Source organism: Thalassolituus hydrocarboniclasticus (assembly GCF_025345565.1).
Classification (GTDB): Bacteria; Pseudomonadota; Gammaproteobacteria; order Pseudomonadales; family Oceanobacteraceae; genus Venatoribacter; species Venatoribacter hydrocarboniclasticus.
Genome location: NZ_CP054475.1, coordinates 818407 through 837442, shown reverse-complemented (window position 1 = coordinate 837442; position 19036 = coordinate 818407). Strand labels below are relative to the sequence as shown.

Below are 19036 nucleotides of genomic sequence, written 5' to 3'. Positions count from 1 at the left end.
AACCCTGCCCCGGAACGATACAAATGTTTGGTGTTTTAAAGCGTCGTTCCGGGGCGAATTGTTTTGCGTGCCGCATAATCATTGCAGTTGGCTGGATGAAGCCGGACGCGCCGAAAAGAGAGGATCGTAAGGAGATACCTCTCCTTACAGGGGGCCAGGGGCTTGCCCCGGAAAGGCGTTCAGATTGAAAAATAGTAGTCGATGAATGCTGCAGTTTGGAGTGACACAATGTCACTCCAAACTGTGGGACGGCAGTGGCCCTATGGCTCGTTTTTTTGTTCTCTGCCCCGGCGGCCTTTACTCCGACAGCAACGAGTAATCCCAGTCAGCTTTCGCCATCGGCGCTTTGGTTTTAATTAATCCCATCGCATTAAACGCATCCTGTACCCGCTCATTCAGCACTTCCAGGCGATGTGGAAATTGCGGGTTACTGAAGAAATCAACATTGCCCTGCTTATCGACAAACTGCGCGTCGTAATACAGGTTTTCAATATCCGGTTGGGCGTTTTTATCACCCAGTAAAATATCTGCAGAGGCTTCCAGTAATTGCAGTTTCTGCGGATTGGACAGGTCACGCATCAGTTCCTGCAGCTGAGCTGAAGTGCTCATCAGCGTTTGCACAAAGCTCTGCACTTCCGCTTTATTTTTTTCAAAATAATCGGCACGCACCACATAAACATCGGCAATAATCCGGCGTGCAAACATAGTAGAAATTATCATCCGCGCACCGGGAATCGAACCGTTACTGCCGGTGCCGACCCGCCGGCCGGAGGTCAGCCCGTAAGCGTCAGAAATAATCATAAATGAGGCGTCGATTTCCGCCAGCTTCAGTGCTTCCGGTGGCGAGTTGGGCGATAACGTAAGATCCGGCATCCATTTCAGATTCACATCACTCATCTTCAGGCCGGCCTGGGTCAGCAAGGTGGTCATAAAATCCACATGCGGGCCATAAGCCTGAATAGCGATGGTTTTTCCTTTTAACTCACCAACGCGGACTATGCCGTTTTTAGCAACCAGGGTGTCGCCACCACGCGACCAGGTAAGCTGATATATAACCACCGGACGGGTACGCGGATCTTTATTAATCAGATCCAGAGCCTGATTGCACATACCGATGGTACAGCGCAGATAAGGGGAAGCTCCGGATAAATAATCCTGCAACTGTTTATCAAAGTTATCCTGCAAGACAAATTCGTAATTCAATCCGGCTCTGGCCATGGCGCTGCCAGGCTGGGTGCGGGTATTCATACCGTTGGCCAGAATGCTGATCATATCCCCGCCCCAGGTGATCATTGGCACCCGCAGTGGCTGGGTATTCTTTACCGGGCCCACTGCCGTATTAATACGCGCGGCCAGTGGTTCAGGCTCAATAAACTCGGGCTCCGCAAAGACACCCCGCGCAAACAGCAGGGCCAGAACGGCAGCAGAGAACAGCAATATTGAACGCACGATGGTATTTCCTATTGGTTGATGAACAGACAATGCTTACCGGGCTTTAGCAAACATAATGCCATCACCATTAACACGCCTCACATCAGCGCAAATTCGTGAGCAACTGCACAATTAAAAAGCAAACAGGAAAATAAAGGAGAAATATCCGTAAATAAAAGCACCAGTATGATGCTGTTATTTTTTACCGCGCACAGCAATAAGGCATGATTAATAATCTGACAAGGCAGAATAGGATTGCGGAAATGCGGCTGAAAAACCGCTATTCCGCCTGCATCAAAAACAGGCGCAGCGCCTGACTCGCATTCTGGCAATGATAGATCGTGGTTTTAAGCTGATATTCCCGGCACAGAATTTCACAACGACGACCGGGAACACTGAGCAAAAAATGACACTGATCCTGACCAAAACCTGCGCCTGAATTGATTAACCGAAAACAACCATGCTGCAGCATATTGCCTTCGGTATCGTAATCAATGCCGTCGTATTCCAGCACACTGTTCAGCTCCACGGCATCGGTCTCAGCAGCGCTCAGCGCCAGCACAACAAAGGCCCGGGGGGCCGATAAAAAATCCCGTGCCCGCTCATACACCAGAATATGCGGATCGGCTGCCGTGGCCGTTGCGTAAAAAAACGCATAAGCACCTCCCGGCCCGCTGATGGAATCATCAGCCGGGGGGGGTAAATCGCTTAACAGCCGCAGCTCAACAGAGTCGTTCATATATCCTTTACCGGTTAATGGCCTCAGGCCATCGGATCATAGGTCCAGAACGGGTAACGCAGACCGGCCATGGCACAGAGTACACGTAAAAATGCATCACAGGCTTCAACGCCCGCACTTTCGTCCATGGTGTGATAGCCCGTGGTCGGAATCTGCAATGTGGTGCCATCTACCAGACCGTTAGAAGCCGCAATAATACGCCCCATCTCGGTACTGCCCATGGATTTGGCAGCAATACCCTGACGGGCGTTTTCCTCGTTCTGACGGCGGATATAGTCGTCTTTAAAGCTGTAACGGATGCCCAGTCTTTTGCATTTTTCCGCCAGCCGGTTGGTTAACTCCACATTAAAGGAAGCGTTGGCATCGCAATGACGTAACACCAGCAACTGCTCATTAGCCGCCGGGACATCCGGATACGGGCTGGTATCCACCACCACCAGCTGGTTGGTTGAACCACCAAAGCGGCGGAACCATTCAAGCAGATAACGCCAGCTGCGTCCGGCTTCTTCCTGTGCGGTAAAAAAGGCGGTGCCCTGAAATCCCAGCTCAAATAAATACACCAGCATGGCGGCGGTCAGTACGTTATCGAGCTGGCCCAGATAACGGCCATTTTCGATACGCAGCTGATCGCGGAAAGCCACCGGCGTCCCCGCCACCAGATGTTCCATACCGGACAGCTCAAAAATCAGGTTATTGCGGTGCGGACAGATATAGGTCCGCTCGATTTTGCCACGCCCACGGTAAGCGCCGGACCAGGGCTCATAGGCAAACACCCCGACATCGCCGAAACGGTCGACGATCATTTTCATCAGTTCTTCCGACACCGAGTTACCCAGCAGATCGGAACGTCCGCCGGAGACAAAGGCCGCGTACTGAAATTCGTTCGGGCCGGTACAGACCAGACCGTGACGGTCGATGTGGGCCGAAAACATCAGGCTCATCGGATCTTTGCCCTGCGCGACCAGCACGCCTTCGTACCAGGTTACCTGCGCCCCGCGCTCTTCCAGTTCGCGCTGCAATACGCGGAAAAAGGAATGCTCCGCGCCGACCACCGAAGGGCTGCGCAGCAGACTTTTTAAAATATCGAGAAAGGCGGTACGGTCGCTCATGGATACCCCGCAGAGCTGCTACAGATTGAAAAGCCGATGAAAGCACGGTTAGAAAAAGGGGTGCAAGAGAAGTTACACCCCGGAGGAAGGAAATCGGCGCGTTGCGCGCTCAGTCCTGATAATCGATATCGAAGCCCAGCAAATCGCGCAGACGTGCCTGCTCCAGAATACGCTCGGCGCGACGACGTTTTTTATCGTAATCGACACTGCGTCCTTTGGGCTTGCTGCGGGATTGTGGCTGGTCGTCGAGATCGTCAAAATCTTCGTAGTCTTGTGGCTGACTCATACCCACCTCAGATGTTCAGATACTGCCCACCCCTTACCGGCAAAGGCACCGGGGCGAAAACGGCGGCATAATTTCACCAGTTCCGGCTGTGGTAAATTGAAAAAAATTATTCTTCTGGATCAGTTTTTTTTGTTGTTTTGACAAAGAACACCATAACGTCTTACGGGGTGACTTATGCCGCCTAAGCCGTTATAATCGCCGCGCTCTTGGGGGAGTAATCTGCCCTGACCCATAAAGTCAGCGGCGCCCGTGTCAACATAATTGAGCCTCATGCTCATGGCACCGGCGACCATCTCACGATGGTTTGATGAGACCTGAGACAAACAGCAGGATGACCAGGGCGGCATCGTGCCGTTTGTCTTTGGTTAACGATCTCCGCCCGGACTATAAACATGACTGATACCCTGATTAGCCTGCCGGCTCTGAACGACACCTTCGCTCACTCAGCCTTCCTGACCTCTTCCGTTGCTGTTGCCATTGCCGAAATCGGCGATAAAACCCAGCTTTTGTCTCTGCTGCTGGCAGCCCGTTTCCGCAACAAGAGTGCAATTGTGCTCGGCATTCTGCTGGCCACCCTGCTGAACCACGCGGCGTCGGCCTGGCTTGGCGCCTGGCTTGGCAATTCCCTGACCGAATGGCTGAACGGCAGTACCGGCCGCCTGCTGCTGGCCGCCGGCTTTGCTGCCATGGCCATCTGGGTGCTGGTGCCGGACAAAGAAGACGACAGCACTGACACCCATCAGGCCTGGGGCGCCTTTCTGGCCACCACAGTGCTGTTTTTCCTGGCTGAAATCGGCGACAAAACCCAGGTAGCCACCGTGTTGCTGGCCGCCGAGTTTAACTCGGTGCTTTGGGTAACCCTGGGTACGACCTGCGGAATGCTGCTGGCCAACGTACCGGTGGTGATTTATGGCGAGCGTCTGATGCGTCGTATGCCGCTGCATCTGGCCCGCTACGCCACCAGCCTGCTGTTTGCCATACTCGCGCTGTGGACATTGCTCAGCTGAGCCGCTGTGCTGTCAGGGCCGTACCCGGTGCGGCCGCTGGCACTAATCTCCAGCAATAAACGGGATCGAAACGATCTGTATTTTTTGTTTTTACTGCCGCCGGGCTTTGGGTAAAACGCCTGTCCCTTTGTGTTTTGCTCCGGAGTACGTCCTTGCAGTTTGCTGAAGCCAGCCATGATGATCTGTTTGAAAGCATTGCCGCCGATCTGCAGACCCAGGGCTATGCCATCACCCATGATGCACTGCCTCTGCTGATGTCTTCCGGCCTGCTGAACCGCGTGGTGAGACTGCAGCATGATGATTTCAGTGCCGCAGGCACTGGTCGCCAGCAACAGCATCAGCTCAACCAGTTTGTCCGCCGCGACAAAATCCGCTGGCTCAGCAATGACGATCCGGCCGAAGCCGCGTGGCTGGATTATATGGCCGAACTGCAGCGCTATATGAACCGCCGCCTGTATCTTGGCCTGTTCAGCTACGAAGGCCATTTTGCGCATTACCAGCCCGGTGATTTTTACAAAAAGCATATGGATGCCTTCAAAGGACAGGCTAACCGCGTACTGACTACCGTGCTCTATCTGAACCCTAACTGGGAAGTTCAGGATGGTGGTGAACTGGTGATCTATCAGGCTGAAAACCATGAGCAGGAACTGCTGCGCGTCAGTCCGCGTTTCGGCACACTGGTCACCTTCCTCAGCGAAGACTATCCACACGAAGTGCTGCCCGCCAAACGCGACCGCTACAGCATTGCCGGCTGGTTCCGTCTGAACAGCTCAACCACTGTCCGGGCCGACCCTCCGCGCTGAGCTTCCGCGTATTCGCTATACGATTAAAGAGCAACAGAAAGGCAAGAAAAAATACGCTATGCTCTGATTTCGGAGATGAGGAACCTCTGCGGTATAGCCACGGACATCCGGCTGCAAAATTAGCGGGAGCAACCGTGCTGATCAGGCATATTTTATTCATTATTTTTATTACTATCATTTACAGCCCGATATTACGGGCCGATACTCCGCGCGCGCAATTTTCTGATCAACCTCATATATTGATTATCCATTCGTACCATCTGCAGTTTCCCTGGACCCGCCTGCTTAACGATAAACTACTCAGCAATTTTGAGGCACTGCTGCCCGGCGAACAGATTCACATCGAATTTATGGACGAACGGCGCTATAGCGACAACCCGCAGATCCGTGCCGAATTACTGCGCCTGTACGATCTGAAATACGCAGAACAACCGCCCGATGTCGTTATGGTCAGCGATGATGCGGCACTGAATCTGGTGCTCACTGCTGATCTGCCCTGGCTGAAAAATGCACCACTGGTATTTTTAGGCATTAATGTCCCCGAAGGCCACGATCTCAGCCGCCACCCGCAACATACCGGAGTACTGGAAGGTATGGCGATTGAAGAAAATATCGGATTTATCCGCACGCTGTTGCCAGCCACCCGCGAAATTCTGTTAATTGCCGACCGTTCAGGGCTGGGCGCCCTGATGGGTAACGAAGCACGCCAGCTGATCCGCAACCAGCGCTTTCACGACATAAAATTATCGGTTTACGACGATTTTACCTTTGCTGAACTCGAACAACGTCTGGCGGCTTTGCCCGCTGACAGTGCCGTGTTATTCCTCGCGATTCATAACGACCGTAATGGCGACTATTTTTCTTACGCCAAACATTTGCCTGTGCTGAGCGCAAAAACACCGGTACCCATCTTCGGTATGTGGGGCGATCTGATGATGGGCCAGGGCAGCATTGGTGGCATGATGCACAACGCCAGCAGTCAGGCGGAAATGGCTGCACAGATGGTGCGTAAAATTCTGAGTGGAGTTCCTGCCGCGGATATTCCGGTATTACCCAAAACCCGCTTTACGCCACAATTAGATGAGCGCCAGCGCCTGCGTTTTAATATTCCGCTGAGCAATCTGCCCAGCGGAACCGAGCTGCATTTCCGGCCACAAAGTTTTCTCGCAACCCATGCCGTACTGATCAGTGTCAGCCTGAGTATTATTGCACTGCTGTCGCTGATTATTCTGGTGCTTAGCCTGAATATCCGCCGCCGTCAGCACGCCGAGCAACAATGGCAAAGCCTGCGTCTGACACTTGAACAGCGGGTATCACAACGCACCAATACCCTTAACCGTCAGAACCAGCAGCTGACCGAGCTCAGTCAGCAACTGGCCTTACAGGCCAACACCGATATTCTTACTGGTATAAGTAACCGCCGTCATGGTGATGAGCAGCTTCATAAAGCAATGAAAAACGCTTTGCAGCAAAAAATCCCGCTGAGTCTGGCCCTGATCGATGTGGATTATTTTAAGCGTATTAATGACCAGTTCGGGCATGAACGTGGCGATCAGATATTAATTGAACTGGCCGATTTACTGACTAAGCATATCCGCCCCCAGGATCTGCTTGTTCGCTGGGGCGGCGAAGAGTTTATGCTGTTGCTGAGTAACTGCACAGCAGAGCAGGCGACAGCGCTGTGTGAACGTCTGCGCCAACAGGCACGCAGCATCCGGGTTAGTGGTGACAATACCCTCAGCATCAGCATAGGAATCAGCAGCAGCACCAACGCCGACAATACCGCACAGCTGCTGCACCAGGCCGATAAAAATCTCTACGCGGCCAAGGCCGGAGGCCGAAACCGGGTTATCTGCGATAGTGATTAAACAACGCAGGCATGCTGAAAAGTTCACATAATGCGCCATCCTTCCGAACCCGTTGTTACTGACATGGTAGATAACTAACCCTGATCTACACTTCTCTGTAATAACGGCCAGAAATTCCGCCGGATAGCTGAGCCATTTCGCATCAGGGCCTGTTCTCATTAAACAGGGCCTAACAGGAGAACATTATGAACTGGTCCGACCTGGGTCTTGCTAAAAAACTGACATTACCCATTGCCGTTCTGGCGATTTTACTCGCCACACTGTCCGTTATTCAGATCTCGAATCTGAACACAATTACTGCCGAATACAGTCATATTAATGAGCAATATCTTCCGGCGCTGGAACTGACACTGAACGCTGACCGCGATTTATATCAGGCACAAATTGCTGAACGTTCTATCGCTCTTGGCCTGAGCAGCGATATATATCAGAAAATGCATAAAGAAAATCTCGATCAGGTTGCCACCCGCCTGAAAAAAATTCAGACACTGGATATTTCTGACGAGGCGAAAAACCTGGATAAAACCTTTATGGCCTCTTTCGAACTCTGGCGACCGAAAAGCGAAGCGATGGTTCAGCAGGTTATCAGCGGCAAACTCAGTACCCGTCAGGCAACGGAGATGAGTACCGGCTCACTGGATAATGAATTTGAAGGCATCCGCGAAACGCTGAACGTTCTCGGTGAAAAGCTTGGTGACGAAGCCAAATCCTTACAGCAAAAAGCCGAGCAGGCAAAGAGTGCCGCACTGCGCAGCATTTTTATTCTGGTCGGTGTGGCCCTGCTGATTGCATTGCTGGTTGCCGTCTATTTCCCACGACTGATTACCCGTCCGGTTAACGAGCTGGCCAGAGTGCTTGGCCAGATGGCCGATGGTAAAGGTGATCTGAGTAAACGCATGCCGGATCTCGGGCGCGATGAAATTGGTTTACTCAGCCATAACTTCAACCGTTTTCTTGGTGGCATGCAGCAAATGATCGGCACCATTCAACAGGTCGCGCTGGATGTTGCATCCACCACCAATACCCTGCAAAAAGGCGCCGGCGACAGCCAGCGTATCAGCGACGAATACGCCGGTTCGATGGAGCTGGTTGCCACTGCCAATCATGAGATGGGACTGGCGATTCAGGAAGTATCATCCAACACCCAGCAGGTATCTGAAGAAGCCAAGGCAGCAGACCAGTCGGCGCGGGCGGTCTCAACACAATTCCGTCAGGCCATGGAAGAGATTCAGGCACTGGCCGAAAATGTTGATAATTCAGGTGCCGTTATTCAGGAACTGGTCGCCGAAACCACCAATATCGCCTCGGTACTGGATGTGATTAAAGGCATTGCCGAGCAAACCAATCTGCTGGCACTGAACGCAGCCATTGAGGCCGCCCGTGCCGGTGAGCAAGGCCGGGGGTTTGCCGTGGTGGCCGATGAAGTACGGACTCTGGCCAGCAAAACCCAGCAGTCGACCGGCGATATTAATGTCATGATTGAGAAACTGCGCAGTGGCGTTAACCGTGCCGTCAGCAGTATGAAAGAGAGTCAGGAAAAAGCGGTCAGCACCGTCGAATATGCCGGCAAATCGGAAGAAAATATCCGCAATATTTCCGGCTCACTGCTCAGTATCAGTGACCGTATTCTGCAGGTTGCTTCCGCAATTGAAGAACAGACATCCGTTATCAATAACATTAATGAAAACCTCAGCAATGCCAAGCATCTGAGTGATCAGGGGATGCAGAGTGCCAGCAGTATCCGCCAGGCCGTTGACGGGCTGAACCATCAGGCATCCAGTCTGCGTGATGAGGTGTCCAGTTTTTCACTTTAACCCGCGTAAAACGGAAATAATAAAAGCCGGATGCTGTAGCAGCAGCCGGCTTTTATTTTATCGCGTTGATTAATTATGCGGTTTCACGCTTACGCCAGAGAAAATACAACACCGGAATCACCACCAGCGTCAGCAACAGAGCGCTGGCAGTACCACCGACCATAGGTGCAGCAATACGGCTCATAATTTCTGAGCCTGTGCCCTCTCCCAGCATGACCGGCAATAAGCCCACGGCAATAGTGGCTACCGTCATCGCTACCGGGCGCAGACGTAAACCGGCGCCATTGATAACCGCCTGACGTAACTCGCTTTCTGTAATTTTGCGCTGCTGCTCCTGCGCCAAAGCCAGAGCAGCCTGATATGACTGATTTAAATACACCAGCATAATCACACCGATTTCTACGGCGACACCGGCAAGAGCAATAAAGCCCACGCCCACAGCCACAGAAAAATTAAAGCCCAGCGCCCACATCAGCCACAAGCTACCCACCAATGCCAGAGGCAAGGTCAGTAAAATCATGGCGACCTCCGTCAAACGGTTAAAACTCAGGTACAGTAGCAGCGCAATAATGGCGATGGTTAACGGCACCACATACTGCAGTTTTTCTTTCGCGCGCTGCATATATTCATACTGCCCCGACCAGCGCAGCGAATAACCTGCCGGCAGCGTCAGTTCGCCGCTGTCCAGCGCCTGCTGTACCCGGCTCTGGGCAGAATCAACATAGTGGCCAACATCCACACCGTCGATATCAACAAACAGCCAGCCATTAATGCGGGCATTTTCGCTTTTAATGGCTGCAGGCCCGGCTTCACTGCGGATATCAACCACATCACCCAGCGTCACCAGCTGGCCATTCGGCGCGACAAAAAACAGCTGTTTTAAAGCTTCTGGGGAGTCGCGGTAGGCCTGTGGATAACGCAGATTGACGCCGTAACGCTCCAGCCCTTCGACGGTTTCAATAATATTTTTGCCGCCAATGGTGGTGGTAATAATCTGCTGCAGCTGCGCCACACTCAGACCATAACGCGCGGCCTGCTCACGGCGGATATCCAGCGTTAAATAACGGCCACCTGCGACCCGCTCAGCATAGGCCGATACCGTACCCGGTACCGTTTTAATAATGCCTTCAAGCTGCTGACCTATTGCCTGAATCTGCTGCAGATCCGGCCCCGCAATTTTTAACCCGACCGGGGTTTTAATACCGGTCGCCAGCATATCAATACGGGTTTTGATCGGCATAACCCAGGCATTACTCAGCCCCGGAAACTGCACTTTATTTTCCAGCTCCGCACGGATATCGGCGGTGGAAATTCCCTCGCGCCACTGATCTCTCGGCTTCAGCTGAATAAAGGTTTCGATCATGGTTAACGGCGCCGGGTCGGTCGCCGTTTCCGCACGGCCAATCTTGCCCAGCACCGTTTCCACTTCCGGCACACTGCGGATTAATTTATCGGTCTGCTGCAATAACTGCCGCGCTTCACCAATGGATAAACCAGGATAGGTGGTCGGCATATACATTAAATCGCCTTCATCCAGTGGCGGCATAAATTCGCTGCCGATATTTTTCAGCGGATAAAGGCTGGAAAGCGCCACCAGCAGCACCAGTACCAGCAGTGTTTTCGGACGCGCAAGAACCCGTTGCAACAGCGGCAGATACAGTGCCTGCAAAGCGCGGTTAAGCGGGTTTTTATGCTCAGGCTGAATCTGGCCGCGAACAAAATACCCCATTAATACCGGTACCAGGGTAATGGCCAGAATGGCCGCCGCGCCCATGGCATAGGTTTTGGTAAAGGCCAGCGGAGCAAACATCCGCCCTTCCTGCGCTTCGAGGGCAAACACCGGCAGAAAACTCAGGGTGATAATCAGCAGACTGAAAAACAGCGCCGGGCCAACTTCCTGCGCCGAGCGGCTGATCAGTGCCCAGCGTTCACTGCGTTCGGCGGCTGGCTTTTGTTCTTCGGCTTCCAGATGTTTATGCAGGTTCTCTATCATCACAATGGCACCATCGACCATGGCACCAATGGCAATGGCGATACCGCCAAGGGACATAATATTGGCGTTAATTCCCTGCCATTTCATCAGCACAAAGGCGGCCAGAATACCCACCGGCAAACTCAGTACAATGACCAGCGACGAACGCAGATGAAATAAAAACAACGCACAGACAATGGCAACCACAACGAACTCTTCGCTGAGTTTTTGCCATAAATTATCGATAGCGTTATCGATCAGGCGGGTACGGTCATACACTGTGGTAATTTCGATACCGGCCGGCAGCGAACTTTTTAAACTCTCAAGGCGCTGTTTAACGCCGGCAATGGTCGACTTGGCATTTTCGCCAAAGCGCATTACCACAATGCCGCCCACCACTTCGCCATCGCCGTTCAGTTCGGCAATACCGCGACGCATCTGCGGACCGGTGCTGATAGTGGCAACATCTTTCAGCAATAACGGCACGCCGGCACTGTCGATACCCAACGGAATATTTTCCAGATCAGTAATGCTGCGTATAAAGCCGGTCGCACGCAGCATTGTTTCCGCTTCAGCCATTTCAATCACCGAGGCTCCGCTTTCCTGATTCGATAACTGCAGCGCACTCACCACCAGCGACAGCGGGATTTTATATGCTGCCAGCGCCACCGGATCGAGCTGAATCTGGTATTGCTTCACCATGCCACCTAATGGCGCAATTTCGGCAACACCCGGCAGACTCTGTAATTCGAATTTTAAAAACCAGTCCTGATAAGCGCGCAGATCCGCCAATGAATGCTGACCAGAAGGGTCACTCAGGGCATAAATAAATACCCAGCCGACACCGGTCGCATCCGGGCCTAACTGCGGCCGCGCAGCCTCAGGCAGACTGGGCGCAATCTGGCTTAAATATTCCAGCACACGCGAGCGCGCCCAGTACAGATCGGTGTCGTCATTAAAAATAACGTACACATAGGAATCGCCGAAAAAGGAAAAACCGCGCACGGTTTCTGCACCCGGCACCGACATTAATGCTGAGGTCAGCGGATAAGTCACCTGCTCCTGCACCACCTCCGGTGCCTGGCCGGGGTAACTGGTTTTAACAATCACCTGCACGTCGGATAAATCGGGAATCGCATCCACCGGTGTACGCGATAAGGCGTAAAAACCGCCACCAACCAGCATCAGACTGAGCAGCAGCACCAGCAGGCGGTTGCGTACCGACCAATCAATGATGGCTGTGATCATGCATCACCTCCGCTGGCTGGTTATCGTTTTCCATCTGCTCATGATTCATTTGCGAATGATCCATATTCGAATGATCCATGTTCGAATGATCCATATTCGAGTGATCCATATTCGAGTGATCCATATTCGAGTGATCCATATTCGAGTGATCCATATTCGAGTGATCCATGTTCGAATGATCCATGTTCGAGTGATCCATGTTCGAGTGATCCATCTGCGAATGATCCATCTGTGAATGATCCATCTGCGAATGATCCATGTTCGAGTGATCCATATTCGAATGATCCATGTTCGAATGATCCATGTTCGAATGATCCATCTGCGAATGATCCATCTGTGAATGATCCATCTGCGAATGATCCATGTTCGAGTGATCCATGTTCGAGTGATCCATGTTCGAATGATCCATTTCATCGTCAAAGCGGCTCAGGTCGGCACCGATGGCCGATTCAGAATCCAGCATAAACTGCGCACTGGTCACCACCTGCTGGCCTTCTTTCAGGCCGCGCAGAATTTCGACGTTATCCTGTCCGCTGCGGCCAACCATAACCGCCTGAGAACGGAAGCGGCCATCACCCAACGCCAGTACAACCCGTGGCTGCACGCCGTCATCAATCAGGGCATTACGCGGCACCTGCAGCACCGGTTCACTCTGTTTCTGCAGTTGTGCCTGAGCAAAATCACCCGGGCGCCAGTGACCGCTCTGATTATCCAGCTGCAGGCGTATTGTCTGGCTGCGCAGCTCGCTGTTCAGCAGAGGATACACACTGTCGACGTCAAGCTCGGCCGACAGCCCGTCACGCCGTTGCAGCACAACCCGGTCACCAGCGCTGAGCCAGCCGGCCAGCGACCCCGGTAAACGCACATCCACCCACAGGCGGCTGAGATCCGCGATCCGTAATAACGCCTGCTCCGGCATTACCCGGGCACCCGGTGTCAGACTCAGCTGGGTAATCACACCATCCTGCGGCGCCACGATCGCCACCTGCTGGCGCACCTTGCGTTCACGGCGCAGCTGCTGCAGCCAGCCGGCATCCACACCCAGTGCTAACAGACGGCTCTCCGCCGCGCGGATCAGCGCCGGCTGACGGGCTTCCAGTGCACCCAAAAGTTCTTCCTGCGCGCTGATAATGCGCGGGCTGTAAAACTCAAACAGCGTCTGTCCGGCGCTGACCCGCTCGCCCACGGCAAACACCTGCTGGCGGCTGATCCAGCCTTCGCTGCGCACCTGAATCTGCTGTTCGTACTGCGGATTCACCTGAATTTCTGCCAGCGCCAGCGCCTGCTGCACCAGCGGCACCCGCTCTGCTGCAGCGCTCTGTACGCCCAGATTCTGCACCACCGCAGGACTGATACGAATGGTGCCCGGCGCATCTTCAGCGCCGCTGTTGTCATCGGCGTAGACCGGCACCAGCTCCATACCCATTGGTGACAGACCGGGTTCCGGGCGACGGTAGTTAGGGTCCATCGGCGCAACCCAGTACAGCGGCTGCGGTTCAGCGTCGGTCGGTGTTGCTGCCACTTCTGTTTGCTGTACCGACATCAGGCCGGCGCCGAGGCCGGTACCTACTGCCAGAGCCAGTAATAACGGCCATTGTTGTTTCATTGTCATAACGTTTATTCCTGTTCAGTGCCGTGGCCGAATTTCATGCTCAGCTGCGCCGCAGAGGCGGGTTCTGCAGGGGCGGCAGGTGGCAGTTCAGAAAATCCGGGGGCATAAAATTCAAGGCGGATTGCGGTTTTGTGCAGTTCACGCAAAAGGTTAAGGCGTTCGATATCGCCATTGAGACGCTCCATCAGCGCACGGATGACATCGTTAAAGTCATTCCGGTCCTGGCCGTAGCTGCTCTCCACGGCCTGCTGCTGACGGCTGATCTGTGGCAGCAACGTCTGATCGTAAAATTCCAGCCGCTGGCGCTGCAGCTGATACTGAGCCCATTCGTTGCGCACTGCGCTGAGCAGCTGGCGTAACAACAGTTGCTGGCGGGTCTGCTCGGCTTCGCGGCGGCGTACGCTGGCGGCCACTTTGCGCTCGTTGCGCTCGCCGTTAAACAACGGCAGGTCGACGCTGACACCCACGGAAACAAAATCCGCACGGTCGTTCCCCATCGCATCATCACCGCGATAGCCATAACTGGCCTGAATACCCCATTGTGCCTTGTTCTCCTGACGCGCCAGTTCGATATCGGCGGCGGCACTGGCAACGCGGTTTTCTGCCTGCGCCAACAGCGGGTGCTGCATAAGCAGTGCTGCCAGCGCCTGATCGTCGGCCATGATGCCGGCCAGCACCTCTGACGGTTCAAACGCCGGGGCATCCGACAGTGTCAGGGCACTCGCCGCCTCATTATCCGGCAGCCATTCATTCAGCCGCTGACGCGCAGCCTGATACTGCTGCTGCAGATTCAGCAGGCGCTCACGGATACGCTGGGTTTCCAGCTCAACGCGCAGCAAATCCTGTTGCTGCGGCCCGCTGTCGGCATTCAGTCCGCTGGCATTACGGTAACGGCGGTTCAGCACCGCAGCCTGCTGCTGCAAATGCTGCAGATGACCAGCGGTCAGCTGTTCCGCCGCCTGCGCACGGGCGGCTTCGAGCCACAGCAGTGACACTTCACGACGCAGCTCGCGGGCCCGCAGCGCCTGATTTTCGCGGCTGAGGCCGGCCATCAGACTTTGCTTCTGTGCCTGCAGGCCGAGGCTGTCACCGCGCGGCAGCATCTGGCTGATCCCCAGCTGGATCTGGGTCATGGGTTCCTGCTCAAACGACCAGGAGTCGGTAGGTAGATTCTGCGCATTCAGCGCGATTTTCGGATTAGGCCAGTAACGACTGGCGGCGCTGTCCTGGCGATAGGCCTGTTCCAGCTGACGCTGGCTGCGCAGTGCCGGGTCCGACTGCAACGCGTAACTGCGCGTCTGCTCCAGACTCAGGTCCGGCTCTGCGGCCTGCATACTGAGCGCTGGCCAGCACAGCAGCGCAAACATAATGGCCTGCGCGGCGGGGTGGCGGCCGGTAAAAAACGACATCATGGAAATACTCCACTTTCAGCAAATCAAAAAAACACACAGATCAGCGGCGGTTGTCGCCAATATCCATGCGGTTCTGTAGCGATGATTCAGCTGAAAATGGGGGGACGTTGCGGCAGGGCCAGCACCACGGCCGCAGCCGGGCGTGGGTCATAGCGGGAAAAACTCTGCTGTTTGCTGCGTATGGCACGCGGCATATCCAGCGTCATGGCAAAAGAAGAACAGGCACCGGCACAGCAGGGGCAGGATGCATCACAGTCGGTCATCGTGACGCTACTATGTTCACCGGCGCTGTGCATATTGCTGTTGTATGAGACGTGCTGAGCACCGCTCATATCATCCATAGCCATCATGCTGTGACAGGCAGGCATATCAGCAGGCATCTGAGAATCGCCGCCCGCCTTCATCTGTACCAGCTCATTCTGCGCTGTCATTTGCCAGAGCATCAGCGCCTGGCTGTTGGCACTCAGCACCACTGCAAACACCAACGACAGTACCAGCAGCCCATAAAAAGGGCCGCGCAGCCGGCGGTTGATGGATGAGAGGCTCAGTGTCTGCAAGTTTCTGTCCTGTTATTGATCAGAAATACGAAAACCAGGATACAACATTATGCGTTTTTGCTACGCCAAGAACATAGGCATAACTCAATAACGCCATAAAAAAGGCACTGCGGCTGGCGCGCTTGATCGCGGCGGTGCCAAAACCGATGTACAGCAACAAGCCAATGACTTTAGCGGTCAGCCAGGCATCGGTCAGCGGGTACTGGGCAATGCGGATACACAGCATAATGGCAAACACCAGCAGCAGGGTATCGAGCACATGAGGCAGTATTTTCAGCAGTTTGTTCCGGCGCCAGACCGGTGCGAAATAAAACAGCATAAAGCGGCCGGCAAACAGCAGGACGGTTAAATAGGCAAAGCCCGCATGTGAGTGTTTCAGTACAGAGTAATCCACGATGTTCTCCGCTATACACGCCGTTGTTAACTACAGCTCAGCACAAGCTGACAACGGTCGGATAAAAATGGGTCGCGAGCATAGCAAGAAGTGCGCGCCGATTCACCCGCCAACACAAAGAGCACGCCAAGCTGGCCTGTGTGGAGACATGTCAGACTTCGAGCCAGAAGGTCACCGGGCCATCGTTGGTCAGAGATACTTTCATGTCCGCACCAAAGCGACCGCTGGCGGTGGTTACCTGCAACGCCGCCTGCTGCAGAAAATAGCGGTATAACTCATCGGCCAGCTCCGGCGCTGCTGCGCGGGAAAAACCCGGGCGGGTGCCTTTGCCGGTATCAGCCGCCAGCGTGAACTGCGACACCACCAGCAACTCATAACCGCAATCAAGCAGGCTGCGGTTCATGCGCCCCTGCTCATCGGCAAAAATACGGTAGTTCAGTACTTTATTCAGCAGCTTATCGGCGCTGGCCGGCGTATCATCGCGCTGCACACCCAGTAATAACAGAATGCCGTCGCCAATGGCTCCTGTGGTTTCGCCATCCACCACCACGCTGGCATTGCTGACGCGCTGAATCAATCCGATCATAGATACTCTGCCCAGAACACAAAAGCGCAGAGAATAACCGCTCAGCACACAGGCGCAAGCCTCTGGTCATATACCGCCAAAGATAGCCATCCGGCTGGCGGATTCGTCTGCCATAACGGATCATCAGCCGATAAATGCTGTCTCAGTGATAACCGGGTCGCGCCCGCGGCTCCGCCTTGCTGATATAACCTCCGGGCGGCAATATAGCAGATACGGAAACAGCCCAACGGGTGTACGCTGGAGTTCTGCGGCCATACTTCTTCCGGACAACCGACTTAAATATGCAGGATTATCATGACTAAAAAGACACTGATGTCACTCATTCTCTTACTAACAGCCTGCACCAGTCTGGCGACCGAGGTGTACATCAGCCGCGATGCCAACGGCAACGTTATCTTCAGTGATAAGCCGGGGAAAAACTCTGAAAAGCACGCGGTGAAAGAGCTGCCTTCCATTCCGGCCTATGTCGCCCCTCCCACTGCTCACCAGCCAGCGAAGGTGAATGAACCCAGCTTTAACTACACCAGCCTGACCATTATCACGCCAACCAATGGCCAGGATATTCCCACCGGCTTTGCCGGTAATGTCGAGGTCTCCGGCGTCCTCAGCCCGGCTCTGCGTGAAGCTGACACCCTCTATCTGCTGGATAACGGCGAAGTGTTGCGACAGGGACGACAAACGGCCTTTCAGCTCACCAATCTCAGCCGTGGCGAACACGCCCTGCAACTGGTCGTGCGTGATAAAGCCGGCAACACCATTACCAGCAGCAATGTGGTAACCATCTATGTGCAGCGCGCTTCGGTACTGAACCGTTCAGGTCGCTGACACAAGGCACCAATTTCGCGCACCAAAATAATCAAAGGCACTGTTTTTGTGCGCGAAAATCTCCTGTATGTTCCCTCATGTTCGACTTAGCAACATGAACCGCCCACTCTGGCGCTAATATTGTGCACCCAGGTAATAACCTTTTATATATGGCTCAGTTTTTGCTGAAAGCCATGTGCACAATGTTTCAGCGGCCTGACAGATGGCCACGACTGCCCTCTGGTATTCCTGCAGATGGAGTGGTCTGACCCACGCCTGACACGGCGTTAATACAGGCAGCAAACGGAGATAAGCATGCTGGCCAGCCCGATCATCAATCAACGTCTACTGGAGCACCTCAATACCGGGGTTCTGCTGCTGGATGCCGACCTGACGGTTCTTTATATGAACCCGGCGGCCGAAGCCCTGCTGGAAATGAGCGGCAAACGCTGTCTCGGCGTACCCTTTTTTGAACTCGCCATCGAATCTGAAGAGGCGACCAGCGCACTGGAACAGGCCATTATTACCGGCCACTCCTACACCAAACGTGAAGCCACTATTCAGCTGCACAATCAGCAACAGATGACTCTGGATTACAGCGTCAGCCCGGTGTCCCATCCGGAAAGCCGCCTGCCATCGCTGCTGATCGAACTGCAGGGCCGTGACCGGCTGATGCGTATCAGCCGTGAAGAACAGCTGATCGCCAAACAGGAAACCACCCGCTCGCTGGTGCGCGGTCTGGCCCACGAAATCAAGAATCCTCTCGGTGGTATCCGCGGCGCGGCGCAATTGCTGGAGCGTGAACTGCCTTCGGCCGACCTGAAGGAATACACCAACATTATTATTGAAGAGGCCGACCGCCTGCGTGACCTGGTCGACCGTCTGCTTGGCCCGCGTCAGATTCCGAAACAGGAACAGGTTAATATTCACGAAGTGCTGGAACGAGTCTGCCAGCTGATTGATGTTGAATCTGGCGGACGCATCAATATCGAACGCGATTACGATCCATCCATTCCGGAGCTTGAGGCCGACAAAGGTCAGCTGATTCAGGCGCTGCTGAATATCTGCCGCAACGCCATGCAGGCAATGCTCGAAGCCCAGCCACCACTGGCACAGCCACAGCTGAGTTTGCGCACCCGCACCGTGCGCCAGTTTACCATTGGCCATCAGCGTCACCGTCTGGTCGCACAAATCGACATCAGCGACAACGGCCCGGGCATCCCCGAAGAATTACGTGAAAATCTTTTCTACCCGATGGTCAGCGGCCGCGCCGACGGCACCGGACTGGGATTATCGATCTCACAATCCATTATCAATCAGAAGAACGGCATCATTGAATTTGTCAGTGACGCCAGTAAAACCGTCTTCTCTATTTATTTACCTCTGGAATAACT

16 protein-coding genes are annotated in these 19036 nt (G+C 54.1%); 6 read left to right on the top strand and 10 right to left on the bottom strand.

Annotated features, from left to right (window positions below):
* Positions 1–297: 297 nt before the first annotated feature.
* The 4 genes from HUF19_RS03595 to HUF19_RS03580 all read right to left on the bottom strand — a co-directional run bounded on the left by HUF19_RS03595 (position 298) and on the right by HUF19_RS03580 (position 3565).
* A complete protein-coding gene (locus HUF19_RS03595) occupies positions 298–1449 on the bottom strand; it encodes an ABC transporter substrate-binding protein (RefSeq protein WP_260998533.1) in 1152 nt (383 codons plus the stop codon).
* A 262-nt stretch (positions 1450–1711) separates the two neighbouring features.
* The gene (locus HUF19_RS03590; RefSeq protein ID WP_260998532.1) at positions 1712–2170 is read right to left on the bottom strand and encodes a hypothetical protein; all 459 of its coding nucleotides are present in this window, start codon (positions 2168–2170) and stop codon (positions 1712–1714) included.
* A 23-nt stretch (positions 2171–2193) separates the two neighbouring features.
* A complete protein-coding gene (locus HUF19_RS03585; protein WP_260998531.1) occupies positions 2194–3279 on the bottom strand; it encodes a peptidase M42 in 1086 nt (361 codons plus the stop codon).
* A gap of 109 nt (positions 3280–3388) precedes the next feature.
* Positions 3389–3565: a PA3496 family putative envelope integrity protein gene (locus tag HUF19_RS03580; RefSeq protein WP_186435965.1), complete on the bottom strand. Its 177-nt coding sequence runs from the start codon at positions 3563–3565 to the stop codon at positions 3389–3391.
* 392 nt (positions 3566–3957) lie between these two features.
* Between HUF19_RS03580 and HUF19_RS03575 the strand changes: the two genes are divergently transcribed.
* The 4 genes from HUF19_RS03575 (at position 3958) to HUF19_RS03560 (ending at position 9057) form a co-directional block, all read left to right on the top strand.
* A complete protein-coding gene (locus HUF19_RS03575; protein ID WP_145469787.1) occupies positions 3958–4572 on the top strand; it encodes a TMEM165/GDT1 family protein in 615 nt (204 codons plus the stop codon).
* A 152-nt stretch (positions 4573–4724) separates the two neighbouring features.
* Positions 4725–5375 carry a 2OG-Fe(II) oxygenase gene (locus HUF19_RS03570; protein ID WP_230332677.1) on the top strand — a complete coding sequence of 217 codons (651 nt, stop codon included), beginning with the start codon at positions 4725–4727 and terminating at the stop codon, positions 5373–5375.
* A gap of 134 nt (positions 5376–5509) precedes the next feature.
* Positions 5510–7243 (top strand): ABC transporter substrate binding protein, encoded by a 1734-nt coding sequence (locus HUF19_RS03565; protein WP_260998530.1) that lies wholly within the window; start codon positions 5510–5512, stop codon positions 7241–7243.
* Positions 7244–7428: 185 nt separating this feature from the next.
* Entirely contained in the window at positions 7429–9057 is a 1629-nt protein-coding gene (locus HUF19_RS03560) for a methyl-accepting chemotaxis protein (RefSeq protein WP_260998529.1), read from the top strand.
* Positions 9058–9130: 73 nt separating this feature from the next.
* Here HUF19_RS03560 and HUF19_RS03555 read toward each other — a convergent pair whose 3' ends face one another.
* The 6 genes from HUF19_RS03555 to dtd form a co-directional block, all read right to left on the bottom strand.
* Entirely contained in the window at positions 9131–12277 is a 3147-nt protein-coding gene (locus HUF19_RS03555) for an efflux RND transporter permease subunit (RefSeq protein WP_260998528.1), read from the bottom strand.
* On the bottom strand, positions 12258–13889 hold the full coding sequence (locus HUF19_RS03550) for an efflux RND transporter periplasmic adaptor subunit (RefSeq protein ID WP_260998527.1): 1632 nt from the start codon (positions 13887–13889) through the stop codon (positions 12258–12260). Before HUF19_RS03550 ends, HUF19_RS03555 begins: the two co-directional genes overlap by 20 nt.
* Positions 13890–13894: 5 nt before the next feature.
* Complete coding sequence (locus HUF19_RS03545) at positions 13895–15301, bottom strand: TolC family protein (protein ID WP_260998526.1); 1407 nt, start codon at positions 15299–15301, stop codon at positions 13895–13897.
* A gap of 86 nt (positions 15302–15387) precedes the next feature.
* Entirely contained in the window at positions 15388–15858 is a 471-nt protein-coding gene (locus tag HUF19_RS03540) for a hypothetical protein (protein WP_260998525.1), read from the bottom strand.
* Positions 15859–15877: 19 nt separating this feature from the next.
* Positions 15878–16252, bottom strand: a complete 375-nt coding sequence (locus HUF19_RS03535) for a SirB2 family protein (RefSeq protein WP_260998524.1) — start codon at positions 16250–16252, stop codon at positions 15878–15880.
* Between the two features lie 151 nt (positions 16253–16403).
* Positions 16404–16838: a D-aminoacyl-tRNA deacylase gene (gene dtd / locus HUF19_RS03530; protein ID WP_260998523.1), complete on the bottom strand. Its 435-nt coding sequence runs from the start codon at positions 16836–16838 to the stop codon at positions 16404–16406.
* Between the two features lie 294 nt (positions 16839–17132).
* Here dtd and HUF19_RS03525 point away from each other — a divergent pair, with 294 nt between their 5' ends.
* Positions 17133–17663 carry a DUF4124 domain-containing protein gene (locus tag HUF19_RS03525; RefSeq protein WP_260998522.1) on the top strand — a complete coding sequence of 177 codons (531 nt, stop codon included), beginning with the start codon at positions 17133–17135 and terminating at the stop codon, positions 17661–17663.
* Between the two features lie 294 nt (positions 17664–17957).
* Complete coding sequence (gene glnL, locus HUF19_RS03520; protein ID WP_270049435.1) at positions 17958–19034, top strand: nitrogen regulation protein NR(II); 1077 nt, start codon at positions 17958–17960, stop codon at positions 19032–19034.
* The last annotated feature ends 2 nt before the right edge of the window (positions 19035–19036 follow it).